General features: G+C 70.9%; 18 protein-coding genes. 8 read left to right on the forward strand and 10 right to left on the reverse strand.

Annotated elements, in window-relative coordinates; all coding sequences use genetic code 11:
* Positions 1-101: 101 nt before the first annotated feature.
* Complete coding sequence (locus ACN20J_RS28990) at positions 102-1,100, forward strand: sigma-70 family RNA polymerase sigma factor (protein ID WP_189837038.1); 999 nt, start codon at positions 102-104, stop codon at positions 1,098-1,100.
* A gap of 829 nt (positions 1,101-1,929) precedes the next feature.
* On the opposite strand, the gene ACN20J_RS28995 is transcribed toward ACN20J_RS28990, so the two are convergent.
* A complete protein-coding gene (locus tag ACN20J_RS28995; RefSeq protein ID WP_189837039.1) occupies positions 1,930-2,898 on the reverse strand; it encodes a helix-turn-helix transcriptional regulator in 969 nt (322 codons plus the stop codon).
* Positions 2,899-3,016: 118 nt separating this feature from the next.
* Between ACN20J_RS28995 and ACN20J_RS29000 the strand changes: the two genes are divergently transcribed.
* The 3 genes from ACN20J_RS29000 (at position 3,017) to ACN20J_RS29010 (ending at position 6,696) form a co-directional block, all read left to right on the forward strand.
* On the forward strand, positions 3,017-4,549 hold the full coding sequence (locus ACN20J_RS29000) for an MFS transporter (RefSeq protein ID WP_419667158.1): 1,533 nt from the start codon (positions 3,017-3,019) through the stop codon (positions 4,547-4,549).
* Positions 4,550-4,693: 144 nt separating this feature from the next.
* Positions 4,694-4,891 carry a hypothetical protein gene (locus ACN20J_RS29005; protein WP_419667159.1) on the forward strand — a complete coding sequence of 66 codons (198 nt, stop codon included), beginning with the start codon at positions 4,694-4,696 and terminating at the stop codon, positions 4,889-4,891.
* Between the two features lie 11 nt (positions 4,892-4,902).
* A complete protein-coding gene (locus ACN20J_RS29010; protein ID WP_419667160.1) occupies positions 4,903-6,696 on the forward strand; it encodes an HEXXH motif domain-containing protein in 1,794 nt (597 codons plus the stop codon).
* 19 nt (positions 6,697-6,715) lie between these two features.
* Here the strand turns inward: ACN20J_RS29010 and fxsT are convergent, their stop codons facing one another.
* From fxsT to ACN20J_RS29030, 4 genes are all read right to left on the reverse strand, one after another.
* Entirely contained in the window at positions 6,716-10,441 is a 3,726-nt protein-coding gene (gene fxsT, locus ACN20J_RS29015) for an FxSxx-COOH system tetratricopeptide repeat protein (RefSeq protein ID WP_419667161.1), read from the reverse strand.
* 194 nt (positions 10,442-10,635) lie between these two features.
* Entirely contained in the window at positions 10,636-11,598 is a 963-nt protein-coding gene (locus ACN20J_RS29020; protein ID WP_419667162.1) for a MoxR family ATPase, read from the reverse strand.
* A gap of 63 nt (positions 11,599-11,661) precedes the next feature.
* Positions 11,662-13,170: an effector-associated domain 2-containing protein gene (locus ACN20J_RS29025; protein WP_419667163.1), complete on the reverse strand. Its 1,509-nt coding sequence runs from the start codon at positions 13,168-13,170 to the stop codon at positions 11,662-11,664.
* 14 nt (positions 13,171-13,184) lie between these two features.
* Entirely contained in the window at positions 13,185-14,027 is an 843-nt protein-coding gene (locus tag ACN20J_RS29030; RefSeq protein ID WP_419667164.1) for a toll/interleukin-1 receptor domain-containing protein, read from the reverse strand.
* A gap of 216 nt (positions 14,028-14,243) precedes the next feature.
* Here ACN20J_RS29030 and ACN20J_RS29035 point away from each other — a divergent pair, with 216 nt between their 5' ends.
* The 3 genes from ACN20J_RS29035 to ACN20J_RS29045 all read left to right on the forward strand — a co-directional run bounded on the left by ACN20J_RS29035 (position 14,244) and on the right by ACN20J_RS29045 (position 18,404).
* On the forward strand, positions 14,244-15,005 hold the full coding sequence (locus tag ACN20J_RS29035; protein ID WP_189837041.1) for a DeoR/GlpR family DNA-binding transcription regulator: 762 nt from the start codon (positions 14,244-14,246) through the stop codon (positions 15,003-15,005).
* Positions 15,002-15,949 (forward strand): 1-phosphofructokinase, encoded by a 948-nt coding sequence (gene pfkB / locus ACN20J_RS29040; RefSeq protein WP_190229087.1) that lies wholly within the window; start codon positions 15,002-15,004, stop codon positions 15,947-15,949. The genes ACN20J_RS29035 and pfkB overlap by 4 nt, the downstream gene beginning before the upstream one ends.
* 310 nt (positions 15,950-16,259) lie before the next feature.
* A complete protein-coding gene (locus ACN20J_RS29045) occupies positions 16,260-18,404 on the forward strand; it encodes a PTS fructose transporter subunit IIABC (protein WP_419667165.1) in 2,145 nt (714 codons plus the stop codon).
* Positions 18,405-18,598: 194 nt separating this feature from the next.
* Here the strand turns inward: ACN20J_RS29045 and ACN20J_RS29050 are convergent, their stop codons facing one another.
* The 3 genes from ACN20J_RS29050 to ACN20J_RS29060 all read right to left on the reverse strand — a co-directional run bounded on the left by ACN20J_RS29050 (position 18,599) and on the right by ACN20J_RS29060 (position 22,766).
* The gene (locus ACN20J_RS29050; protein WP_189837044.1) at positions 18,599-19,348 is read right to left on the reverse strand and encodes a DUF6227 family protein; all 750 of its coding nucleotides are present in this window, start codon (positions 19,346-19,348) and stop codon (positions 18,599-18,601) included.
* Positions 19,349-19,505: 157 nt separating this feature from the next.
* Positions 19,506-20,732, reverse strand: coding sequence for a L,D-transpeptidase (locus ACN20J_RS29055; protein ID WP_189837045.1), 1,227 nt, complete (start codon positions 20,730-20,732; stop codon positions 19,506-19,508).
* A 147-nt stretch (positions 20,733-20,879) separates the two neighbouring features.
* A complete protein-coding gene (locus tag ACN20J_RS29060) occupies positions 20,880-22,766 on the reverse strand; it encodes an ABC transporter ATP-binding protein (RefSeq protein WP_419667166.1) in 1,887 nt (628 codons plus the stop codon).
* A 75-nt stretch (positions 22,767-22,841) separates the two neighbouring features.
* Between ACN20J_RS29060 and ACN20J_RS29065 the strand changes: the two genes are divergently transcribed.
* Positions 22,842-23,429, forward strand: a complete 588-nt coding sequence (locus tag ACN20J_RS29065) for a TetR/AcrR family transcriptional regulator (protein WP_419667167.1) — start codon at positions 22,842-22,844, stop codon at positions 23,427-23,429.
* Here ACN20J_RS29065 and ACN20J_RS29070 read toward each other — a convergent pair.
* Positions 23,426-24,457, reverse strand: a complete 1,032-nt coding sequence (locus tag ACN20J_RS29070; protein ID WP_361898092.1) for a P1 family peptidase — start codon at positions 24,455-24,457, stop codon at positions 23,426-23,428. The genes ACN20J_RS29065 and ACN20J_RS29070 overlap by 4 nt on opposite strands.
* Before the next feature lie 20 nt (positions 24,458-24,477).
* The gene (locus ACN20J_RS29075) at positions 24,478-25,728 is read right to left on the reverse strand and encodes a low temperature requirement protein A (RefSeq protein ID WP_419667168.1); all 1,251 of its coding nucleotides are present in this window, start codon (positions 25,726-25,728) and stop codon (positions 24,478-24,480) included.
* Positions 25,729-25,826: the final 98 nt, after the last annotated feature.

Genomic DNA, 25,826 nt, shown 5'->3' on the forward strand with positions numbered 1-25,826 from the left:
TCCAGTCGTTGTTTCCATCGGATGCAGGGCACCCGGGAGGGTGTCCGAGCCACCACCAGAACCACTAGGACCCGCAAGCCCACCATCGCAAGGGAGCACGCATGGCAACCCGTGCCGTCGCCCGTCGTAAGTCCGCCTCAGGCGGAAGCGACGCGGCACGCAGTGTTCGCGTCGTAGGCGGCGAGATCGCCGACCGCGACCTGGTCGGCATGTATCTCGACGAGATCGCGCGCACACCGCTGCTCGATGCCGCCAAGGAAGTGGACCTCTCCCAGACCATCGAGGCGGGCGTCTTCGCCCAGCAGATCCTCGACGGTGAGGTCACCGACACACAGGTGAAGGCCTCCCGCGAGGAGCTCGAAGCGCTGGTCGCCGACGCCGAGCGGGCCAAGGACATCTTCATCCGGTCGAACCTCCGCCTGGTCGTGGCGGTCGCCCGCCGCTACCCGCGCAGCGGCCTGCCGCTCCTGGACCTGATCCAGGAGGGGAACGCGGGCCTGGTCCGAGCCGTCGAGAAGTTCGACTACCGCAAGGGCTTCAAGTTCTCGACGTACGCGACCTGGTGGATCCGTCAGGCCATCACCCGTTCCATCGCCGACCAGTCCCGCACCATCCGCCTCCCCGTCCACCTGGTGGAGGAGCTGGGCCGGATCCGCCGTGTGCAGCGCGAGTTCAACCGCGAGCACGGCCGTGAGCCGGAGCCCGCGGAGATCGCCGCGGAGCTGGACACGAAGCCGGAGCGCGTGGTCGACGTGCTGGACTGGGCCCGTGACCCGGTCTCGCTGAACATGTCGGTGGACGACGACGGCGACACCCAGTTCGGTGACCTGCTGGAGGACACCTCGGCGGTCTCGCCCGAGCAGTCCGTGCTCACGCTGCTGCGCAGCGAGGAGCTGGACGACCTCATCGGCCGCCTCGACCAGCGCACGGCCTCCATCATCAAGATGCGGTACGGCATCGAGGACGGCCGGGAGCGCACGCTCACCGAGGTCGGCAAGGAGCACGGCCTCACGCGCGAGCGCATCCGCCAGATCGAGAAGCACGCGCTGCTGGAACTGAAGAAGCTGGCCCGCGACACGGGCTTCGACGCCGCCGCGTAGGCCGCCACCGGCGGCCGGGTGCTCCGGCCGTCGGCGGCCTGCCCCGCGCGGCGGGTGGCCTCCGGCCGGGGGCGCGTATCGCGCGCCGGGCGGTTGTGACCGGTTTCGCGGGGGCGGGTGTGTACTGTCTGCCGGAAGCGGGCGGGACGCCTCCCGCGCCGACAGCGGGGCCCCTTCCGGGCGGGGCGGTCCGGGCGGTGAAACTCACTGTCGTCGGGAGGATTGGCCTCGCTCCGCCGGGGCAGGCGGTCCTACCGGGCCATGTACCTCGGGCCGTGGTCGGCCGTGCCTTGCGGGGCGGGCGGGTCCGGGCTCGAACGCAGTCGTACAGAAGTCCGTTTACCGCCGCTTCAACACATCGGTCCCGGGGCACAAAACTCCAGGGCCCACAGAGCCGAGTCCCGACGCCCACCCCCCCCGGCGCCGGGACTCTCCCAGAGCCGAGCTCCGGCGCCTCCCCCCCCCTGGCGCCGGGGCTCGGCTCCATCTTTGGGGGGTGCGGGCGCAGGTGCGGGTGCTTGGGCGCGGGAGTGCGGTCAGTGCGGTCGCCTGGGCATGGCTGCCCGGGCCACCCCGGACCTGAACCCCGGGGTGACCCGGGTGGCACATTGTGCCACGCGGGCAAACCCTGCCCTCACGGGTGCCGCCCCAGGGGTTCTGACTCAGGGGCTCCGCCCCCGAACCCCCGCTCCTCAAACGCCGGAGGGGCTGAAAGATTGCGGGGACCTGCCCAGCCTTCAAGGGTGCGGGGGGACATTTAGGGGCGCGGGGAACTGCGCGCCCAGCCGCAGCGGACCCGCACCTTTCGGTCCTGCCCCGCCCACACCCCTCAGCCCGACGCAGTCGCCCTGCTCAGGCGACCCCCCAACTGCCGCACATACTCCACAAGTTCAACCGGCTCATGCACAGTGAACTCGCAGTCCACCATCGCGAGCCGAACCGCCAGCCACTGCACGGCATCCCCGGAGGAACTCCGCAGCAGGCAGCTCCGGTCGTCGACAGGCTCGGGCACCCCGAGCCACCCCGGCAGCCGCGCAGCGATGAACTCCGCGGGGGCGGCGAACGTCACCGCGAACTCGTACGTCTCCTGCCGCCGCTGCATCGACTGCCGCAGATATTCGGCCGCGCTCCCCGTCGGCATCTCGCGCGGCGTGAAACGGGCCCCGGTCGCGAACGGGTCGGTCACCCGGTCGACCCGGAACGTACGCCAGTCCTCGCGGTCGAGGTCGTACGCGACGAGGTACCAGCGGAGGCCGGTCGACACGAGCCGGTACGGCTCGATCCGGCGCCGGCTCTCCGCCCCGTCCTTCGCCCGGTAGGCGAACCGCAGCAACTCCCGCCCCGCGATCGTGGAGGCCATCACGGTCAGTGTCTCGGGCGCGATGCTCGCGCCGTCGCCGCTGGTCAGGGGAGTGGTCGCGGCCTGCAGGGTGGAGACGCGATGCCTCAGACGGCTCGGCAGGACCTGTTCGAGCTTGGCCAGCGCCCGTACGGACGCCTCGTCCACGCCCTCCACGGCGTGCCCCGCACCGGCCCGCAGCCCGACCGCGATCGCCACCGCCTCCTCGTCGTCGAGGACCAGCGGCGGCATGGCCTTCCCGGCGACCAGCCGGTACCCGCCGTCCGCGCCCATCGTCGCCTGCACCGGATAACCGAGCTCCCGCAGCCGGTCCACATCCCGCCGCACGGTCCGCCGCGAGACCCCCAGCCGCTCGGACAACTCCCCACCGGGCCACTCCCGCGGAGTCTGAAGAAGAGACAGCAACTGAAGGAGCCGTGCCGGGGTGTCGGTGCTCATGGGAGTCTCCCTCTCCTGGTTCCTGCTTCCGGGTTCCTGCTTGTTGCCTTCTCGCTTCCTCCGAGGATGCTCCACCACTAGGACATGACCTGACCTACATCCCCCCTACCTTCAAAACATGACCTCTTCCAGCAGCACTCTCGCGTCCCCCCGGCCGGAGGCAGACCGCCGGCGCTGGTTCGCGCTCGCCATCGTGATGACCGCGGCCTTCATGGACCTGGTCGACGTCACGATCGTCAACGTCGCGATCCCGTCGATCCAGCGGGACGAGGGCGCGTCCTTCAGCCACATCCAGTGGATAACGGCCGGCTACGCGCTGGCCTTCGCGGCCGGCCTGATCACCGGCGGCAGGCTCGGTGACATCTACGGCCGCAAGCGGCTGTTCCTCATCGGCATCGGCGGATTCACGCTCGCGTCCGCGCTCTGCGGCTTCGCCGTGAACCCGGACATGCTCGTCGCCTCGCGCATCCTCCAGGGAGCCATGGCCGCGCTGATGGTCCCGCAGGTGCTGTCGATCGTGCACGCCACGTTCCCGGCGCACGAGCGGGGCAAGGTCTTCGGGATGTTCGGCGCGATCGTGGGCCTCGGCGCGGTGTCGGGCCCGATCCTGGGCGCGCTGCTCACCGAGTGGAACCTGTTCGGCCTGGAGTGGCGGCCGATCTTCCTCATCAACCTGCCGGTCGGCATCGCGGGCCTCATCCTGGGCCGGAAGTTCATCACCGAGTCCAAGGCCCCGCACGCCCTCAAGCTCGACCTCGTCGGAGTCGTACTCGTCACCCTCGGTCTGCTGATGCTCCTCTACCCGCTGACCCGCGGCCGTGAGCTCGGCTGGCCGACGTGGGGGTACGTCGTGATGGCCGGCGCCCTCGTGGTCTTCGCGGCGCTGGTGGCGTACGAGAAGAGGAAGGCGGCACGCGACGGTTCCCCGCTCGTCGAGCTCTCCCTCTTCAAGGTGAAGAGCTTCGCCGCGGGCATCGCCGTGCAGACGGTCTTCGGCGTCGGCCTCGGCATCTTCTTCCTGGTCTGGACGCTCTACATGCAGGTGGGCCTCGGCTGGACCGCGCTGCGCGCCGGTCTGACCGGTGTTCCCTTCTCGATCGCGGTCTCGGTGGCGGCGGGCATGTCGGTGCAGAAGCTGGTGCCGAGGTTCGGGCGGAAGGTGCTCCAGGCGGGCGCGCTGATCATGGCGGCCGGTGTCCTGATCTACATCTGGGAGGCCGAGCGGTACGGCATGTCCATCGCCTCCTGGCAGATGGCCCTTCCGCTGGTCGTCATGGGGGCCGGCATGGGCCTGATCGTGGCCCCGCTGACGGACGCGATCCTCTCCGAGGTACCGCGTGAGCACTCCGGTTCGGCGTCCGGCCTGATCAACACGGTTCAGCAGATGGGCAACGCCCTCGGCCTCGGCCTGGTCTCCGTCGTCTTCTTCGGCTCGATGTCCGACCACCTGCCCGGACCCGAGGTGGGGCCCGCCTTCGTCGACGCCTTCCAGAACGCGCTGATCTGGGTCGCCGTCGTGATGACGGCCATCTTCCTGCTGATGTTCGCCCTCCCGAAGCGGCCCGCCCAGCACGTGGAGGGAGCGTCGGGGGAGGAGCAGGAGGGCGTGCGGGCGGCGGCCTCCGAGAACGAGCCGGTGCTCATGCGATGAGGCAGGCCCCCCCGAGCGAGACGTGGGTCGCGCCCGTCCTCCACTACCGGAGGGCGGGCGCACTGCCGTGCCGCTGTCCGGCACAACCGCCTCCGACCACTCCCTGAGACGGCCCGGCCACACCTTGTGCGATACGGTGACGCCATGTCATCGAGGGAACACGACAACCCCCGTGAAGTGGCGGCGCCGGAGGTGGCGCGCTCCTGGCTGCCCGCGCTGTCGGGCCTGTCCCTGGGCGAGCTCTCGGCCCTGGATGGCACCGCTCTGAGGCCGTCGGCCGAGCGCATGCGGTACCAGGTCCGCCATCCCGTGTCGACGATCGTGGGCAGTGAGGGCGGCTGACCGCTGTGCCGATGCGCTTTCACCGCCTCTCCGATTCCGTCCTGAGGTCGCTGAACTCCGTCACCGAGGACGAAGGCGCCGTCGTCTTCCTGCTGGACACGGAAGTGAGCCGTCGGCTGCTGCTGCTGCGGATGATTCTGGACGCCGGTGCCGAGACGCCCCATGGTGACGCCGCCGAGCTGCGCCAGGCGTGGCAACTGCTGGAAACCGCCGAGCGGGCCGACCCGGCGTCGTTCCGCAGGGCGCTTGTCGAACCGCAGGTCGGAGTGTGGGCGGCGACCATGTTGCGCAGGCTGTCCCGGCCGGATCCGCAGGCAGCCCCAGGCGAGGCTCCGTTGCACGTGGAGCTGGGTTTCCTGGGCCAGTTGGCGGCAGCCGTGTTCATGAACGCCGGAGCGGACTTCCGTACGCGCGTGCCGGTGCGGGACGGCCGGGTGTTCCTGCCGGGCCTCGGGCGCGCGAGCGTCGGCGGTGACTCCTGGGGCACGGCCGAGTTGTGGGCACACGACGGTGTGGTCCGGGTCGCCGCCGGCGGTACGACCGTGACCCTCCCGGAGGACACGGAGAGCGACGCCCCGGGCTGGGAGGGGCTGCGAAGGTTCCGTGCCGAGCATGCCGGAGTGGCCATCACCGTCACCCTCGACGATCTGGGACCCTATGTGCCGGTGCCGGCGCTCCGGGCGGCTGGGCGACTGTCCCCAGCGGGGTTCGCGTGCTGGCAGCGGTGGTTCGGGCGCATGTGGCCGGTACTGGTGGATGACCATCCGGCCAGTGCGCGTGCGCTGGCCGCCGGTCTGCGGTCCGTGGTGCCGCTGCCGCGCGGCGAGCGGCTGCGTGCGCGGGCGGCTTCGTCGAGTGACGCGTTCGGATGCGTGCTGTTGTCCGAGCCGGACGAGGACGAGGCGGTCCTCGCGGCGCAACTCGGCGTCGCGGTCGTGCACGAGTTGCGGCACAGCCTTCTCAACGGCCTCATCTTCCTCAGCCCTCTGTTCGAGGAGTGCGACGAACTCTTTCACACCCCCTGGCGCGACGATCCGCGCCCGCTCGGGGGGCTTGTGCACGGGGTGTACGCCTTTTCGGGTGTCGCGCACTACTGGCGCGCCAGAGGTACGGATGGGCTCGCGGGCTTTGAGTTCGCGCTGTGGCGCAGCGCCGTTCGCGTCGCGCTCGAAACGTTGCACGGCCACTCCGCCCTCACTCCGCTGGGCCGCGCGCTGGTCACCGCGCTCGACGAACAGACCGCAGGCTGGCACGAGGAGCCGGTGGGCACACGCGAACAGCGCCTCGCGCACCTCGCAGCCGCCCACCGCCGAGCCAGTTGGCGCGGCCACCACCTGCACTCACCCCAGACGCACACGGGGAAACTGACGACAGCGTGGCGCGAGGGACGACGAGCGGAGGGACTGGGCGGCGCAGGCCCCGAGCCCGAACTGCGCACCGACCCCGACGTCTGTCGGCTTGACACCCTTGCGTTGCTGGCGCGACTCAGTCTGGTCGCTCCCGGCGAGTTCGAGGCCCTGCGCGGGGCGGCGGATCCGGCGGGACGCGTGCCCGGGGCCGTTCGAGCGGATGTCGCTCTGGTGGATGGGGACCCGCGGACGGCGGTCAAGTTGTACGCCGAGGAGCTCACCGGTTCGGGCGCCAGGCCGGCGGCCTGGGCCGGGCTGGGCCTGGCGTTGACCGAGTGTGGCGAGGAGGCTGCCGGGGCCGTACTTGTCGAACACCCCGAACTTGCTGTGGCCGTCAGCCGCTCACTGTCCATCCCGCCCGATCCGGTGGCCCTGGCCCATTGGCTGGCGGGGTAGGCGCCCCGCGCGGTGCCGGTCACAGCGACATCGGGACGATGTCGCAGTCCGTCCGACGGTTCCAGTCGGCCGCCTGGGCTACGGCCGGATGGCCGCTGCCCAGCTTGCGGCTCAGGCGTTCGAGCGTGTCGCCGCGCAGCGTGTCCGCCTCCTCGGTACGGCCCACAGCGCGCAGGTCCATCGCGAGGTTCGCCGCGCAGGCCAGGGTCGATGGGTGGTCCTCGCCGAAGACCTCCCGGAAACGGCGGAGCGTCTCGGTGTCGAGGGTGAGCGCGCGGGCTTCGTCGCCTAGGGCGTGGTGGTCGCTGGCGAGATTGGTGCGGCACACCAGCGTGGAGGGATGTGTCTCGCCGAGCGTAGCCGTGAGCTGCCGCAGCGCCATGGTGTTGACGTACTGTGCGGCTGCCGCGTCCCCTCGCCACCGGTAGGTGATCGCGAGGTTCACGGCGGCCGAAAGGGCGTGCGGATGGTGCTTGCCGTACGTCTCCTCGTACCGACCGCAGATGTCCGTGCCCAGCGCCAACGCCTCGTCCAGGCTGCCCTGGTAGCGCAGATGGATGGTCAGTTCAAGGGTGGCGGCCATGGACTCGGGGTTGCGGTCGCCGTACCGGCGCACGAGCGCGGTGCGGATCTGCTCCGCCGCCGCGGCGGCCTCCTCGTACGCCCCGGCCTTGCGCAGTGCGATGGAGAGTTGACGGACGCACAACAGGGTGAACGGGTTGGTGCTGCCCAGCAGGGCGGCCGCCTGCTCGGTGATCTCGCGGTTATAAGCTAACGCCGACTCATAGTCTCCGAGTTCCCGCAGGTCGCCGATCACTGTCAACCAGTTGTGCAGCGAGCTTACGTGGTCCTGGCCGAAGGTCTGGATGCGGCTGTGCCAGGTTTCCTGGTCCAGTTCCAGGGCGCGGGCGAAGTCGCCCACCAGGCGCAGGCTCACGCCCAGGTTGTGCGCGGCGCGCAGGGTTTCCGGGTCCTCCGGGCCGATCAGCTCCAGATACTGCCGGTGCACGGCCTCCGACAGCTCCAGGGCATCCGCGAACGCGCCGCTTCCCCGGTGGTCGATGGCGACGTTGCCGAGGGCGGCCAGAGTGTCCTGGTGGTGGGGACCCACCGACCTGCGGTAAGCCTCGAGCACTGCCGTGTTGAGGTCAGCCGCCTCCTTGTAACGGCCCATGCTGAACAGCAGGAAACCCAGCTGGCGTGCGACCTGCAGGGTCTGCGAGTGTTCCTCGCCCAGCCGGGCGGACCAAGTGTCGTGGGCGGTGCGGGCAAGCTCCAGGCAGGACTCGTAGTCGCCCCAGCGCTGCAGGTACTTGACCTCGTTGACCACCAGGTTGCGCACCCACGTCTCGTCCGACTGCACGGCTTCGGAGACGATGACGTGGGGATACAACGCGCCGTAGCGGTCCCAACGGAGCGCGTCAGTGGGATCGTTGGGATCGCTTGTCGCCAGCAGCAGATGTGCGCCGCGGCGCATGGTTGCCCGGTCCTCCTGGGTCATCCGGAACTGCAGCGCGACCTGCACCAGTCGGTGCATCTGCAGCGAGTTGGTGCGGTGGTCGAAACGGGCCAGCGAATAGCGGCCGATGTCGCGGATGACCTGCCCGAGCCGAATCGGGTCCTCCAGAGCGGCGTCCAGCTCGGGGGTGATGGAGTCGCGCGGCATGCGCGCGAACAGGGCGCGTGCGATCGGTTCAGGAGCGAAGAAGGAGAACACTTGCAGCAACTGGTACGCCGCCGGGTTCTTGGCCTCCAGTTGGTCCAGGGAGATGTTCCAGGCCGCGATCACCGGAAGCTGGTTGCCCAGGGGCGCGGTACCGCGCAGCAGGTCGACACGCTTCTCTTCGAGCAGGCGCAGGTACTCGTCCACGGGCATGCCGGTCTCGGCGTGCCAGGCCGCGGCCTGCTCGATGGCGAGGGGCAGGTCGCCGAGCGCCTTCGCGAGCCGGTTGGCGTCCGCGTCGCTGATCTCCGGACCGCGTATCCGCAGGAGCTGTTTGCTCTCCTCCCGCGTGAAGACGTCTACCTCCAACGGGCGTGCGAGCGAGGCCCATTGGGGGTTGCGCGAGGTGACGAGGATGTTGCCCGGCCCGCCCGCCGGGAAGAACTGCCGTACGGATTCAGGGCTTTCGGCGTTGTCGAAGACCAGGATCCAGTTGGTGTACGGCACTCCGATGCGCAGCGCCTCCAGGACCGCGGCGACGGTCGAGGAGGCGTCCGAACTGGGCTGCAGGCCCAGTCGGGGGGCCAGTTCCACCATGGACAGCGAAATCTGCGCGGTGCGCTCGGCGGAGATCCACCAGATCACGTCGTATTCGCTCATGCGACGGTAGAGGTACTCGACCGCCAGCAGGCTCTTGCCGACTCCGCCCATGCCGTGCAGCGTGTGGGGCAGTACGGCGGTCGCCTTGTCCCGCAGCAGCCGCCGGTGCAGTGCGTCGAGGAGCGCCCCGCGGCCGGTGAAGTTCGGATTCCTGGGCGGAATGTTCCCCCAGACCGCGGGCGCGTTGCTCGTGCGTGCGCCGCCCACCCTGCTCGCCGGGGCCTGCTGCGGCATCACCGGCCTCCTGTTCCCCTGAGTCGTCGGACTGTAGGTGTCGTCCGGGGTCCGGGCGACGGCCTCGCTGAGTGCTGTGGGTGCGGTGATGCCCTGGTGCCTGGCGCGCTGCTCCTGCTCTCGGTGTGCCCGGAGGGCTGCGTCCACCTCTCCGGCCGACCTCAGGAACGGGCCGGACAGGGCGTGGAGCACGGCGCTCTCCGCCATGAGCCATGGCCTGGACTCGTCGTCGAGAGGCGGGAGTTCGGGCACATCGGCCCCGCGCAGCAACTGGGGCAGCCGCCATAAGTGTTCCCCGTCGGATTTGCCGCGATACCCCACCAGTTCGACGACTCGTATCAGATCGGAGCGGCGTCCGGCGGCCAGTAACTCCTCGCGCACGCCGTCCGCGAACTCGAATGCGACACCAGGGGAGTCCGACGGCCGGACAAGGCCGTGCACCAGCAACTGTGCGAAGTCGGCGAGTGAACTGTCGGGCACCAGCGCGCCCTGCACCTCCCGGATCAGCGGCTGGTCGAGGGGGACCACGGCGAGCAGAGTGGCCAGCGTGAAGACGTTCCAGGTGACCGCGGAGCGGAAGTGCGCCACCCGCGCCGCCGAGTCCTCGGGCGGCTCGCCCTTGCCGGACCCTGCGGGCACGTGCGCACGAGGGAACAACACCGTCAACGGCAGCCATGCCGGCGGTCTCCCGCCCAGCAGGCCGGACCAGGCGTCCAACCAGCGAGGCGCGAGCTCGAGCACGGGGATCGGGACGTCCGGACCGTTGCCGGGAGGGAGCCCGTTCGCGTCGGGGCCCAGCCCTCGCGCGCGCCAGCGCAGCCGGTGGTTCGGCGCCCCCGCGACGGGCGAGCGCAGCAGCACCTGCCAGTGGTGCAACCCCGTCGTGGGCCACGCCGGGTGCGGCAGCAGATGGATCAGCGCGACGGGTCCGGCCTGCCCCCAGCGGCGCAGCAGCGGTTCCACCGCGTGGGTGCGCCACCGTGGGCCCGCGCCGTCGGTGAGGAGGAAGGTCAGCCTACGGGCCGCGCCCTGTCGCGGCAGCGTCGCCGGGTCGGCGTCGTGGCCGTACGGCAGCCGGTGGGTCGTGATCCGTCCAAAGGCGCCCGAGCGGTGCAGCGCCGCGGCGAAGGCGTGCACCGTGTCCTGCCATACGCCCATGGTCGGCCCGGAGTCGGCCACCAGAGCCACATCCCAGGCATGTCCGGATCCGCGCCCTGGCGCCGAACCGGTCCGCGCGAGGGATTCAGCGAGCCCCGGAGGCACGGCAGGAGGGAAGGAACGGACGCGGGAGGGCAGCGGGTCGGCCGGCGCCGGAGCGGGCTGCGCACCCCGTCGTCCTGCGTCCCGGGTCGTTGCACCCGGCGGCTCCTGTCTGCGTCCGGTCACAGTTCCTCCGGAGCGGTCCACTGCCACAGGTCGTTCACGGCCTCCTGCCGGCTCCGTCCCTGGGCCGACACGATCCGCAGGACGCCGTCCGCGGCCAGCTGGAGGGCGTCCAGGAACCGCTCCACGACCGGGCCCTCGGCGCGGGCAGCGCACTCCAGGAACGCGTCCACCACATCCGGCGCGGGCAACCGGCGGGGGCCGTCCACCGGGAAGTGGGTGGCCGCGATGGCGCGCAGGAGGCCGAGGGAGGGCCGGGACGTCCGCAGGATGACGCAGCGGCGCACGAGGTCGAACGGCAGATCCCTGTCGCCCGAAGTCGTGATGACTACGACGGGGAAGGCGTGGCAGCGTACCGCTCCACCGCTTAGCGGCACTGTGACCGAGGGACCGTCGTCCGTCGCCATCCGCACTGCGGCGTCGGAGTCACCGCCGGTCGGGGCACCGGGCAAGGAGAATCCTCCGGCCGACAGCACCGTGCACAGATCCTCCGGCAGAGCGATCTCGGCCCGGTCCAGCCGGTCGACCAGCAGCACGCGCGGCCTGCGATGGGGCAGGAAGGCGGTGCCGAGCGGTCCGAGCCGGGCGTCATCGGCGTACAGGCCCTCCCGGAGCGTGCTCAGGCTGGTGATCTGCCAGCGCAGGACGCGGCCGAGACCGAGTTCGCGGCTGATGCGGAACGCGAGAGAGGACTTGCCGGTGCCGGGTTCGCCCGTGACGAGCAGCGGGCGGCACAGATGCAGGGCCGTGTTGACCTTGTCCACCTCCTGCGGCACCGGCTCCAGTGGCTGCGCGGCAGCGCCGAGCATGACCGAGGCGTACGGATCGTCGGAAGGCGGCGCCGGCAGGTCGGGCCCGCCCCCGAAATCGCGCCAGCCCGGCGGCCTCGGCCACTCCTGTGCGCCGGTGCCGGGACTGCCGGTGCCCCGGTAAAGCCCCCACGACTCGCTGTTCGACGGCATGAGCGGCGTCTCCTCCGGTCGGTGCTCGTGACGACGGGACCTGGCCGGGCCGGCGGCTCACGGTCACCGACCGTCCGGTAACACGGGCTTGCGATCGGGGTCGTCCCACAGGACCGTGAGGTGCCGGCCCATGTGCGCTGCGTTCTCACCGTCGGCGTCGATGGCCGCCTGGCGGCGGTACGCGGCGGCCTTGGCCGGAAACCGCTGCACCCCTTCGCTGAGCAGCGTGCCCAGGACATCCCGGAACTCCTGCGTGGACCGGCCTCCGCGGTGCCAGATCACCACGGGTAGGCCGCTGCGCAGCGCCGCCTGCAGCTCCCGCCGCCCGTTTTCCCGGTCGGGCAGCGGTGGTTCGCTCAGTACCAGGGCGACGAAGCGCTCGTTGTCGCCGAGGCGGGCCTCCAGTCCGCGCAGATGATCGCCGTTCCTGCGGCCCACGTTCATGTACACGGACTCCGCCGCGTCCTCGCCGACCGCGAGCTGCTCCCAGCGGTGGCGCCAGAACCGGTGCCAGGCGCTGTTCTGCAGCCGGTCCAGGCTGCGGATGACGACGGGATAGTCCACCGCGAGTGGCACATGCGGCACCTCGCCGGTGTCTCTGGGCCACCAGTGCACGGGCAGGTTGAGCAACTCGAAGGGGAGTACGAACTCCAGCCACAGATGCGCCGACCGGTCGCCGCCCACGCGCTCGACCTGCCGGATGATCGTGCTCACCGCAGGCTCCAGCCCCTCCGTCGGCACCCGCACCGGTGCGTCGCCCTGCTCCCAGTCCAGGCCGCGTGCATCGGACATGAACGCGTGCGTGAGCGTGTAGAACCCGTTGTCCAGCGGGTCGGGCGTGATGTGGATGGCCAGGTACTCCTGGTGACGCCGGGTGGGAACCGCCGCCAGTTGAGGCTCGGCCCGCTCCTGGTCGAGCCGCCGGGCCAACTCGCACCGCAGGGCCCACTGGCGGTTGCGGGCCAACACCTCGCCGGCGGTACGGGCGTCCATCTGCGCGGTGCTCCGGTCGAGGTAGCGCATCCACGGGGGCAGTCCGCCGGGCGCCGCGTTCTGTCCGGCCACATGGAGGAAGTCGTGCCATGGGGTCCTGGCGTGCGGCGGTGGCGCGGGCAGCCGGGCGTCCGTGGCCGTGCGCACCAGCGCGACCCGCATCGCGTACGACAACGTCAGTGCCCCGAGTGCTGTGCTCAGGAACTGCCAGGAGTTGGTGACCTCGGGGAGGCCGACCAGTGAGTCCACGGCCGACCACTCGTCGGCGAGCTGCTGGACCAGGAGTGCCTGGGGGCAGCTCTGCTCGAGCATCGGCAGTGTCCGCCCCAACCCCGCCAGCCCATCCTCCTCGGCTGTGCAGAACCTGAACAGTTCCTGGAACTGCAGCCTTATGGTGGCCTGCTCCCGCAGCTCCGCGGGGCGGCCCACCGCCTCGCTGACCAGCTCCACCAGTAGCGCCCGGGCCTGGCGGTCCTCCAGGGTGCGCACGTCAAGGAGTGCCGAGACGGTCTCTTCGCGGATCCGTTCACGTATCCGCCGGATAGCCGGGGCCCAGGGCCCGTTGCTCCGAGTCGTCAATGCTGCTGCTCCGATCAGCCGGGGAACCGTGGAGGCGCGAGTGGCTTGGCCCGGCCACTGCGTGCGCCGCCGACGCCGTCGAGCAGGCGCCTGCGGGCGTCCTCGGGTGCCAGGTCCACCAGGTCGATGTACACCACACCGCTCAGCAAGCCGCCCGGGGCGAAGGGCGTCACCCGGACCGGGATGAGTCTGCGGGCCACACCCAACGGGTCCAGGCCCTGTGCCACGTGTGCCTCCAGACGCCCGTACACCGACCCCACGTACGCCGGCGTCAGTACCGCGACGGTCCGCGCGCACTCGGTCACCCCCCTGTCCATGGCGAACTGCCAGTTGCTGCCGGCCACGAAGTCCCACTCCTGGACCAGCACGCTGAAGCCGGCCGCCTCCAGCTCCCAGGCGATCCAGTTGGCCCAGTCACCGTCGGCGGAGGTGTAGGAGACGAAGAAGTCCCGGTGCGGCCCGGAAGACGGACCGCCGACCGAGCCATCGGTCCGGGGCACGGTGGCTGCGCCAGGCGCCCTGAGGGTGGGCTGGTTCTCCTGACCCCGTGCGCTCTCCCATTCGGCCACGAGCCGCTCGACCGTCTCGGTCGTGCGACTGCTGCGGCCCGCCAGCAGTCGCACGGCGGACAGCAGCGCGGATAGTCCGCCCTCCGTGGCCATGCAGAAGCGGACGATCTCGACCACATCGAGGAGCGCGGTGGGCTGCTCCCGTAAGAAGACGCGGCGCCCGATCCCGTCTCCGATCAGCTCGACCAGCAGTGCCCGTGGCTGCCGGTCGACCACCATCGACGAGTCCAGCAGAGCCTCGACCATCTGCGTCTGCCAGCTGTGGTCCGGGCGGGCGGGGCGGCTCAAGTCGTCCCTGTCCACAACACCCCCGAGAAGCTGTGTCCCGCAGTCCAGGATACGGGCGCCGTAACACTGCGTCAGGGCTTCTGCGTGTCTGCATCCGACGGACCAGTGATGCCCGTTTGTGTCTGACTCGCTTCTGAGTCTGTTTACTTTGCGGAAATCTGGGCGTAGCCTCACGCTGAAACCACAGGTTCGGGCACTGAGCGGAGGCGAACGGACATGTACGCACCGGAGCGACAGCAGGAGATCCTCCGACTCGCACGTGACGGCGGCCGTGTGGATGTCGTGTCGCTGGCGGAGGAGTTCCAGGTCACGGCGGAGACGATCCGGCGGGACCTCAAGGCCCTCGACCGGGCGGGACTGCTGCGCCGGGTCCACGGCGGTGCCATCCCGGCCGGGCGGCTCGACTTCGAGCCCGACCTCGCCGAGCGCGAGACCACCGCGGCCGACGAGAAGGACCGCATCGCGAAGGCGGCCGTGGCCGAACTGCCGGACAAGGGCACGATGATCCTCGACGCGGGCACGACCATCGCCCGCCTCGCCGGGGCCCTCCCGCTGGAGGCGACGCTCACCGTCGTGACGCACAGCCTCCCCATCGCGGCCCGCCTCGCCGACCACCCCGGCATGCAGCTGCATCTCATCGGGGGCCGCGTCCGGCACCGTACGCGCGCGGCGGTCGACGCCTGGGCGCTGCGGGCGTACGGGGAGATCCGCGCGGACGTCGTCTTCCTCGCGGCGAACGGCTTCTCCGTCGAGCACGGCCTGACGACCCCCGACCTCGCCGAGGCGGCCGTGAAGCGCGCCGCGCTCTCCGCCGCGCGCCGCGTGGTGCTGCTCGCCGACTCGGCCAAGCACGGCCAGGAACACTTCGCGCGCTTCGGCGACCTCAGTGAAGTGGACCTGTTGATCACCGACAGCGGGCTGAGCCCCGAAGACGCGACCGCCATCGAGCGCGGCGGCACGGAAGTAGTGCGCGCATGATCCTCACCGTCACCCCGAACCCGTCCCTGGACCGTACGTACGAGGTCCCCTCGCTCGACCGCGGCGAGGTCATACGGGCCACCGGCGAGCGCATGGACCCGGGCGGCAAGGGCGTCAACGTCTCGCGGGCCGTCGCCGCGGCCGGCCGGCGCACCGTCGCCGTGCTGCCGCTCGGCGGGGCGCCCGGCGCGCTCGTCGCCGACCTCCTCGACGCCCAGGGCATCGAGGTCGCCCCGGTCCCGGTCGCCGGAGCGACCCGCTCGAACATCGCGCTGGCCGAGGCCGACGGCGTACTGACGAAGATCAACGCACCCGGGCCCGAACTCACCTCCGCCGAGGAGGAGTTGCTCCTGGAGACCGTGCGCGAGCAGTCCGGCGACGCCGACTGGATCGCCTGCTGCGGCAGCCTGCCGCGCGGCCTCGCCCCCTCCTGGTACGCCGAGATCGTCGCCCGTGCCCACCGGGCGGGCGCCCGCATCGCCCTCGACACCTCGGGACCGGCGCTCCTCGCGGCTCTCCGCGAGCGGCCCGACGTCGTCAAGCCCAACGCCGAGGAACTCGCCGAGGCCGTCGGCCGCCCTCTCGCCACGGTCGGCGACGCGGTCAAGGCCGCCGAGGAACTGCGCGAGCTGGGCGCCCGAGCCGTGCTCGCCTCCCTCGGCGCCGACGGGCAGCTGCTCGTCAGCGAGGAGGGCGCGTGGTTCGCGGGCGCGCGCGTCGACGTCGTACGCAGCAATGTGGGCGCGGGCGACTCCTCGCTCGCCGGTTTCCTCATCGCCGGCGGCAGTGGTCCCGGCGCGCTCGCCTCCGCGGTGGCCCATGGCGCTGCCGCCGTCCAGCTTCCGGGCAGCGTGATGCCGAGCCCGGAGGACCTCGACCCGTCCGCGGTGACCGTCACGTCCGAGATCCCCGTGGACCGCGTACTGACGGAGCCGGTGTCATGACCGGCCGCCGACTCCCGCGCACGGGCTCTTCCCGTCCGCGTACGGGCTGCCCACTCCCGCGCACGGACTTCCGCGCAACCCACGAACCGGCCCTGATGCGGCGGGGACTCCCCTTACCCGCCGCAGCCGCCGCCGCACGGAGGCGGGGCCTCCCCGGCCCCGTCCCCGGCCACGGCGCCCTCTCAGCACACCCCGCAATACCCGTAGTACCCGAAGTCCCTGTAACCGTCGCGGTTCTCGACCGCGGCACCCCCGTCCCCACCCTCGCCCACAACGTTCCCCGGGCGATACGCGTGCGAAGGAGCCCGCGATGAGCGAGATGATCACCGCGGACCTGGTCGACCTCGACCTGTCCGCCGATACGAAGGAAGCGGCGGCGCGCGCCCTCGCCGAGCGCATGGTTTCCCTGGGCCGGGTGACCGACCTGGACGGCTTCCTCGCCGACGTCGCCGCCCGTGAGGCCCAGATGCCGACCGGCCTCGACGGCGGCATCGGCATCCCGCACTGCCGCAGCGAGCACGTCACCGAGCCGACGCTGGCCTTCGGGCGCAGCGCGGCCGGGATCGACTTCGGAGCGCCGGACGGCCCGGCCGACCTGATCTTCCTGATCGCCGCCCCGGCCGGCGCGGACGACGCCCACCTCACGATCCTGTCGTCACTGGCCCGCCAGCTGATGAACGCCGAGTTCACCTCGGCACTGCGGTCGGTGGGCGACGCGGCGGGGGCTGCCGCCCTGATCAGCGGCGACGAGCCCGCGACCGCACCTGCACCTGCGGCGGCGACCACGGCCGCGGCTGCCGAGCCGGGTGCCGACGGCTCCTCCGAGGGCTCCGGTGACTCCTCCGCCGACACCGAGACGGCATCCGGGACCGGCCCGGCGCCTGCCTCTGAGCCTGCCCCGGCCACCGCCGGTACGGACGACGAGGGTGCCGCCGAAGGCAAGGGAGGCCGACCGTTCCGTATCGTCGCCGTCACCTCCTGCCCCACCGGTATCGCGCACACCTACATGGCGGCCGAGTCGCTGGAGAACGCGGGCCGTGCCGCCGGTGATGTCGAGGTCGTCGTCGAGACGCAGGGCTCGGCCGGTTTCAGCCGGCTCGACCCGGCCGTCATCGCCGCGGCGGACGGCGTGATCTTCGCGCACGACATGCCCGTACGGGAGAAGGACCGGTTCGCCGGGAAGCCGACCGTGGACGTCGGCGTGAAGGCGGGCATCAACAAGCCCGCCGAGCTGATCGCCCAGGTGCGCGGCAAGGCCGAGCGCGGCGAGGTCACGGCGGCGGCCGCGCCCGGCGGCGGTACGCCGGTGCAGCGGGCCGGCGAGCCCGGTGAGGGCTACGGCACCAAGCTCCGCAAGTGGCTGATGTCCGGCGTGAGTTACATGGTCCCGTTCGTGGCCGCGGGCGGTCTGCTGATCGCGCTCGGGTTCGCGATCGGCGGCTACCAGATCAACGAGGCCAAGCCGGTCACCGAGGTCTTCAACTGGGGCCAGGTCGACAGCTGGGCAGCGCTGCTCTTCCAGATCGGCGGCGTCGCCTTCGGCTTCCTGATCCCCGTCCTCGCCGGTTACATCGCGTACGGCATGGCGGACCGGCCAGGTCTCGTGCCCGGCTTCGTCGGCGGCATGATCTCCGCCAACATCGCCGCGGGCTTCCTCGGCGGTCTGGCCGCGGGTCTGCTGGCCGGTGGTGTCGTCCTCGCCATCCAGCGGATCAAGATCCCACCGGTGCTGCGCGGCATCATGCCGGTGGTCGTGATCCCACTGGTCTCCTCGATCATCGTCGGCTTCCTGATGTTCATCGTCATCGGCAAGCCGATCGCCGAGGCGCAGAAGGCCATGACGGACTGGCTCTCCGGCCTCTCCGGCACCAACGCCGTCCTGCTCGGTGTGCTGCTCGGCCTGATGATGTGCTTCGACCTCGGCGGCCCGGTCAACAAGGTCGCGTACGCCTTCGCCACGGGCGGTATCGCCGTCCAGGACCCGAGCGGGTCCGCGATGAAGATCATGGCGACGGTCATGGCGGCCGGCATGGTCCCGCCGCTGGGCATGGCCCTGGCCACCACGATCCGCAGGAAGCTGTTCACCACGGCGGAGCGGGAGAACGGCAAGGCGGCCTGGGTCCTCGGAGCCTCCTTCATCACCGAGGGCGCGATCCCGTTCGCGGCGGCCGACCCACTGCGGGTCATCCCCGCCTCGATGGCGGGCGGCGCGGTCACCGGCGCCCTGACCATGGCCTTCGGCTCGACCCTGCGCGCCCCGCACGGCGGCATCTGGGTCACCTTCCTGATCGGCAAGCCGTTCCTCTACCTGCTCGCCATCGCCATCGGCACAGCGGTCACGGCAGGCCTGGTCATCGTCCTGAAGGGCATGCGCAGGGCGCCCCTGGACGGCGACGAGGACAAGGCCCCGGAGGCCCCGACGGCCACGCAGAAGAAGGAACCGATAGCAGCCTGAGCGCTCCGCTGAGGAGCGAACACGACGGTGGGCCGGGACTGAGAAGTCCCGGCCCATTTGTCGTGCCCCGTCACCGGGGCGCCGGGTGCCTCTTCAAGCGGTCAAGGCCGACAGCCGCTTTTTAGGGGCGCGGGGAACTGCGCGGCCAGCCACAGCGAACCCGCAGGCTACGACCCAGCCGAACCGAACCCCTGCTAACCGCCGGAGGCAGACGCGCGCCGTTCCATCGCGTCCCGCGCGTCCTCCTCGGACGGGTACACCTCACACATGTGCCGCCCGTCGGGCGTGGCCGTGTGCTCGACCTCCCACAGGGACAGCTCCCGCCCGTCGTGGAGCAGGAACGCGTGCTCGTAGAGCGAGAAGCACATCCCCCGCTCACCGGCCCGGCACGGCCGCCCGAAGGCCTGGGTGATCTGGTGCGCGAACGCCATCCGCAGCAGATCGGCCATGTCCTCGCCCGGCCGGTCCGAGTTCTCCGCGCGCCGCAGCAGCCGCCGCCCGTGATCCGCGGAGTCGTCGGGAACGTACGCGTGCAGCGGCTCGGGGACGTGCGACACCAGCACCAGCGCCGGCAGTTCGAAGTCCGGCGCGTCCGCCGGGAGCGGCAGCCGCCCCGTCGCCGTACGCAGCTCCTCCTCGTCCTCGTACACCTCGTGCTGGGTGTCGCGGCCCGGCGCGGTGTTGTGGACGAGCTCCCAGAGCGTGAGCGCGCTCCCATCGGCCAGCAGCCAGGTGTGCCGGTACGTCTCGCGGTGCAGCCCCGCGCTGTGGTGCGCGGAGTGCAGCGAACTGTCGTGGGCCAGTGCCCGGTCCAGCCGCCGAATCGTCTCGTCCGGCAGCTCGAAGGAGTTCAGGGCACGGCCGAGGAGCCGCGCGAGATGCTCCTCCGGAGACTCGGGCGACTCGGCTGGCTCGTACGCTGCCGTCTCGTACGGAACGCTCAAGGCTTCTCCCGGCGTTGCTGCATGTCACCTTGTGGGTGCATACCGTAGCCCCTCGGGCGGACATCATGTCCGGGAACCGAGAAAACGTACGCACGGAAAACGCCGGGGCCGTGTGAGGAGTTCCCACACGGCCCGTCGAAGCCTCAAAAACCCTTGGTCAGAGGGCACTTCCCGCGTTCCAGGCACTCCATGCCATGTTCCAGCCGTTGAGGCCGTTGTCCGGTGCGACCGTCTTGTCGGGGGAGTTCTTGACGGTCACGACGTCCCCTACGAGCGAGTTGTCGAAGAACCACTTGGCGACCGTGTCGCCGCCCGCGCCCTGCACGTCCGCCATCCCCACGCAGCCGTGGCTGGTGCCCTGCTTCCCGAAGGGCGGATTGCCCTTGTTGTACCAGTAGTTGCCGTGGATGAAGGTCCCCGAGGTCGTCAGCCGCATCGCGTTCGGCACGTCCGCGATGTCGTACTCGCCGCCGTAGCCGACCGTCGACCCGTTCATCCGCGTCTGCCGGAACTTCTCCGAGATCACCATCTGCCCGTTGTACGTGCTGTTGTCCGGGCTGCCCGCCGAGATCGGGATCGTCTTGACGGTCCTGCCGTCACGAACGACCGTCATGGTCTGGGTGTTGACGTCGACCGTGGACACCTGGGAGCGCCCGACCGTGAAGCTCACCGTCTTGTCCTGCACCCCGTAGACACCGTTCGCGCCCTCGACGCCGTCCAGGTCGATCTTCATCGTGACCTTGGAACCGGCCTTCCAGTACGCCTGCGGCCGGAAGTCCAGCCGCTGTGCGCCGAACCAGTGCCCGACCACCTTCTGCCCGCTGCTGGACGTGACGGTGATGTGCGACTGGACGTCCTTCCTGAACTTCCCGTCGCCGATCGCCTTGTCGAAGGTGAACGACACCGGCATCCCGACGCCGACCTTCGCGCCGCCGTCGGGTGTGTACGTCCCGATGAAGCTGTTGTCCGTGGACACCGTCGTGAAGATGGAGTTGGCCGCCGACGGCTTCCCGTCGCCGTCCTTCGCGGTGGCCGATATCTGGTACTTGGTCCCGCGCTCCAGCTGCTCCTTCGGCTTCCAGCTCTTCCCGTTCGCCGCGAGCGTCCCCGGAACGGCCGTCCCCGTGGCCGACTCCTTCATCGCCACCTCGGTCAGCTTTCCGTCGCTGACCTTCACCCCGGTCGAGTTGATCGACGCCGCCGTCGAACCGTCCTTGGCGGAGATGAGGATCTTCGCCGCCGAGGTCCTGGTGTCGCCGTTCTTGTCCTCGGACTTGTTGTCGGCCTTGGCGTCGCCGCCGCACGCGGTGAGGGTCAGGGCGCCGACCATCAGGGCGGCACAGGCCACCAGCGCGCGCCTCGCTGTTGTGTCCGGCGTTGTCACGGGCTGCTCCAGTTCTCGCGGTTGGGGGTGATCCGCTCCGTTCCGTGGAGAAAGATCGGATCCATGGAGAAGGAGGGGAACATCGCCCGCCCGGGTTCCCACAGCCCGCCATCAACACCATCACGTGACAGATTCGGGACAATCGCCTTATGCGGCCGGGGCCTTGGCGGCGGCGGTGGGGGACCCGTCCGCGATGCGCAGCGCCTCGACCAGGTCGCGGTAGAGGGAGTCCGTGGCGAGCAGCTCGTCATGGGTGCCCCGGGCGCGGACACCGCCCGCGTCCATCACCACGATCGTGTCCGCGTCGATCACCGTCGACAGCCGGTGCGCGATCGTCACCACGGCGTGCTCCCGCGCCCGCCGCCGGACACAGTGGTGGACCGCCGACTCCGTGAGCGCGTCGAGCTGTGCCGTCGCCTCGTCGAGCAGCAGCACGTCCGGCTTCCGCAGCAGCGCCCGCGCGAGAGCGATGCGCTGCCGCTCCCCGCCGGAGACGGCCGCGGTCGACAACTCCGTGTCCAGTCCCTCGTCCAGCGACTCCACCTTCTCCGTCAGCCGCACGTCCGCGAGCACCTGGCGCAGTTCCTCCTCGCCCGCCTCCGGCCGGGAGATGAGCAGGTTGTCGCGGATGGTGCCGGGGACGACCGGGGTGTCCTGCTCCACATACGCCAGCCTGGAACGGATCGCCGCGTGGCTGTGCCGGTGGTACGGGACACCGTCCAGCAGCAGCGCCCCCTCCTGCGGCTCCAGGAAACGCAACAGCAGGGAGAAGACCGTGGTCTTGCCCGCCCCGGACGGCCCGACGATCGCGGTGTGCCCACGGGCCGGCACCGCCAGATCCACCCCACGCACGGCAGGCGCCCGCCCGGGACCGTACGACGCCGTGACGCCCTTCAGCTCCAACACCGGGCCGCGCGGATCCCGTACGGGACCGTTCGCGCCCGGCACAGGGGCGCGCGTGTCCGGCACGGGGCGGTTCGCGTCCGATACGGGGCTGAGCGTGTCCGGTACGGGACCGCTCGTCCGCCGCCGGCCCGACGGCTCGGCCCCCGTGTCCGTCACGGGCGGTCGTCCGTCCGTCTCCGCGTCCAGCTCGTCCACCGCGCGGATCCGCTCCGCCGCGGCGATGCCGGACTGCAGCGAGGTGAGGTTCTCCGACAGCTCCGTGATCGGCTCCATGAGCCCGAAGGCGTAGAGCAGGAAGGCGATCAGGCTGGACACCTCCAACTGCCCTTCCCCGACCCGCCAGGCGCCGACGCCGAGGATGAGGATCACCGCGAGCTGGATCCCGGTCCAGGCGATGGTCCACACGGTGGCCTCCAGCCGCACCGCCCGGATGCCGTACTCCGCCGAGGCCCGCGCGTCCGCCGCGATCCGCTCCGCCTGCCGGTCCTCGGCGCCGCTCGCCTTGACCGTACGGATCGCCCGCAGCGTGCCTTCCAGGGTGCCGCCGACCCGGCCCACGTGCTCCTGCGCCCGCTCCTGCGCCCTCGCGATGCCGGGCATCAACAGTGCGAACAGGACGATCACCACCAGCACGGCCGCCACCGTGGTGCCGAGCAGGACCAGGTCCAGAAAGCCCATCAGCACCAGCGTGCCGACCAGCATGACCACGCCGTTGATCAGCCCGATCACACTGGACGAGGCCGCCTCGCGCAGCAGCACCGTGTCCGAGACCGCCCGTGAGACCAGCTCGCCGGGCGGTCGCGCGGTCACCGCGGGGATCGTCGCCCGGAAGTACCGCCGCACCATCGACTCCCGGGCGTCCAGCACCACCCGCTCGCCGAGCGTGCCGAGCAGCACCCACTGCACGCGGTACAGCACCGCACCGACCACCAGCAGTACGAGCAGCGCGACCACCGGGCCACCCAGCGAACTCCCGTCGTTGAGCGCGTCCAGCACCCACTTGGTCACCATCGGCGTGGCCAGGCCCAGCGCCGACGCGGCCAGCGCGAGCAGCAGCCCGACCACCAGCGTCCGCCGGTGCGGCCGGGCGAACGAAGCAAGAACCCGCAGACTCTCCGGAGCAACCATGCTCACGAGTGGAACACCGATGTTCCAAAAGTGTCAACTCTGTTTTATTATGGAACGGCGCTACAGTGTGTGCCCATGGAGACCATGGACACCGCCGCAAGCGTCAGGAGCGGCGCGCGAGGTCGCACGAGGCGAGCCATCCTCGACGCCGCCGCCGCCGTACTGGCCAAGAACTCCGGGGCCTCCCTCGGTGACGTGGCCGCCGCGGCGGGCGTCGGCCGCACCACCGTCCACCGCTACTTCGCGGAGCGCTCCGACCTCCTGAAGGCCCTGGGCGCCGACGTCCTCGAAAAGGTCGCCGCCGCGACCGACCGCAGCCGCCTGGAGGACGGCCCCGCACTCCCCGCCCTGGAACGGCTCTGCCAGGAACTCTTCGAACTCGGCGACGCCCTCACCCTCGTCTTCGACGAGTCACTGGTGGCCACCTGGAACTGGGAGGGCTGGGACGAGGACACCGACGCCGACCGCGCCCTCGCCCGCCTCATCGAACGCGGCCACGCCGAAGGCGCCTTCGACCCCGCCCTGGACGTCGACTGGATCGTCCAGACCCTCTGGTCCCTCCTGTACGTGGCCTGGCAACGAGGCCGCACCGGCGGAACCAAGCACGAGGCCCTGACCCTGTGCCTGCACACCCTCCGAAAGGCGTCCTCCCCGGCGCCCTAGACGCCTTCGGCGTACAACTCCCCGTACGCCGGCCACATCCCTCCCGGTCCCTCCACCGACTCGGCGGCCCGTACCGCCCGGACGATCGCGCGTGTCACCAGGTCCGCGCCGGCGGCGAGGATGTCGTTGAGCGCGAGCGGGTTCTCCTCTGCGAGCGGACGCGCCCCCGTGGCGAGCGCGAACACCGTGTCGCCGTCGTGGAGGAGATGCACCGGCCGGACGGCACGCGCGATGCCGTCGTGCGCCGTGCCCGCCAGCTTCTGGGCCTGCGCCTTCGACAGGTCGGCGTCGGTGGCGACCACCGCGAGGGTGGTGTTCAGCGGAGGAAGGCTGTTCCTCGCCGCGGCCTCGGCCAGCCGCACCCGCGCAGCCTCGTGAACCTTCTCGGCCGGACGGCTCAGAAGCCCCTGGACCAACTCCCCGTACAGCGTCCCTGTCTCCGGCTCCACCACCGATCCCGCCGCGTTGGCCACGACCAGCGCCGCCACCGTGACACCCGATTCGAGCACGGCACTCGCGGTGCCGACCCCTCCCTTCATCATTCCGACGGCCGCCCCGGTCCCGGCGCCCACGGACCCCTCCGGAACGGGTGCGCCCAGTTCGCTCGCCGCCGCGGCCTCCACCGCCTCGCGGCCGGTCGCCGCGTCCGGCCTGGCCCGGAAGTCGCCGCCCCGGCCGAGGTCGAAGACACAGGCCGCCGGCACGACGGGCACCACATGCAGCGGATCGGGCCCGACCCGCACCCCGCGCCCCCGCTCCTCCAGCCAGGCCATCACACCCGTCGCCGAGTCCAGCCCGAACGCGCTGCCACCGGTCAGTACGAGCGCCTCGACCTTCCGCACCACATTGCGCGGATCGAGCGCGTCGGTCTCCTTGGTGCCCGGACCGCCACCGCGCACGTCCACCGCGGCGACCGCGCCGCCTTCCGGGGCGAGGACAACCGTCGTACCGGTGAGCCAACCGTCACCGATCCTCGTGGCGTGCCCCACGCGCAGCCCGGCCACATCCGTCAGAGCGTCAACTGTCATGAGCCCAGTGTCGACCCGACCTACGAGGCAGGCGCGCCGGCCACTCCCTCCTCCCTCTCCTCCTGCGAGGCCATCCGGGCGGTCAGCGTCACCCCCACGACCACCGCGAGCGCGGACACCACACCGGCCGCGAACACGGCCCAGTCACCCAGGAACGTGCACAGGACCACCGCCAACGCTGTGACCGGCAGCACCAGTTGCTGGGCCGTGCCCACCTTGTAGTGGCGGGCGTGCAGCACCCAGACGGTCAGGAGGAACAAGGCCGTCGGAAGGGTCACCGCGGCCGACGCCGCCGGAGTGGAGATGTGCGCCTTGCCGACCGCCTGCTCCACCGCGACCTCCAGCCCGGCACCGATCGCCGCCGCCGACGCGAAGATCACGTAGTGGCCGTACCCCCACAGGAACGCCTTCCTGCTGGAGCTGAGATGGCCGTGGATCGGTACGACGAAGTAGATCCACCACGCGGCGAAGATGATCAGCAGCCCGCCCGAGGCGATCGGGAGGAGCTCGCCCAACGCGTCGTTCTCGTCCACCCCCACCTTCACCGCGATCGTGGCCGCGGCGATGGTCTCGCCGAGGACGATGATCGTGAAGAGCCCGTACCGCTCGGAGATGTGGTGCGGATGCCAGACCGTGCTGAACTCCCTCTCCGCCAGCAGCGGGACGCACATCTCGGCGATCGCCATCACCAGGAACAGCCACGGCCGGCCGGCCTCCGGCAGGAGCACCAGCCCCACCCAGCCGATCTGGCACACCAGGACCCCGCCCGCGTACCGCAACGCCATCCGCCGCTCGGCGCCGTCCGTGTTCCGGGCCACGCGCAGCCACTGCGCGGTCAGCGCCATCCGCATGATCACATAGCCGAGCAGGACCAGCAGGAAGTCGTGGTCCTCGAACGCCTGGGACACCCCGGCGGCCAGCACCAGCACACCGGCGATCTGGATCAGTGTGACGACCCGGTACAGCACGTCGTCGTTGTCGTACGCCGACGCGAACCAGGTGAAGTTCATCCACGCCCACCAGATGGCGAAGAACACCATCGCGTAGTTCAGGACGCCCTCGGCCGCGTGCGCCTCCGCGACGGAGTGCACCAGCTGTACTCCCGCCTGGGCGATGGCCACGACGAAACACAGATCGAAGAACAGCTCCAGCGGCGACGCGACCCGGTGCGCCTCGTCGCGCCCGCGCGCGGTCATCCTGCGCAGCGGCCGAGGTGAGGGGACGTTTCGGGAGCGGCGCGGAGCGGATTCGGAAGAGGCATCGGACGTCATGCGACCAAGCACAGCAGAAACGCCTCAAAAATCCAGAAGCACGCCGAGACCGGCACTGGCACTCCCGACCGTGCCCGCCCCCAGAGCCCGCCCCGAAC

This window comes from Streptomyces sp. 2-1 (assembly GCF_048564895.1).
Taxonomy (GTDB): Bacteria; Actinomycetota; Actinomycetes; order Streptomycetales; family Streptomycetaceae; genus Streptomyces; species Streptomyces phaeochromogenes.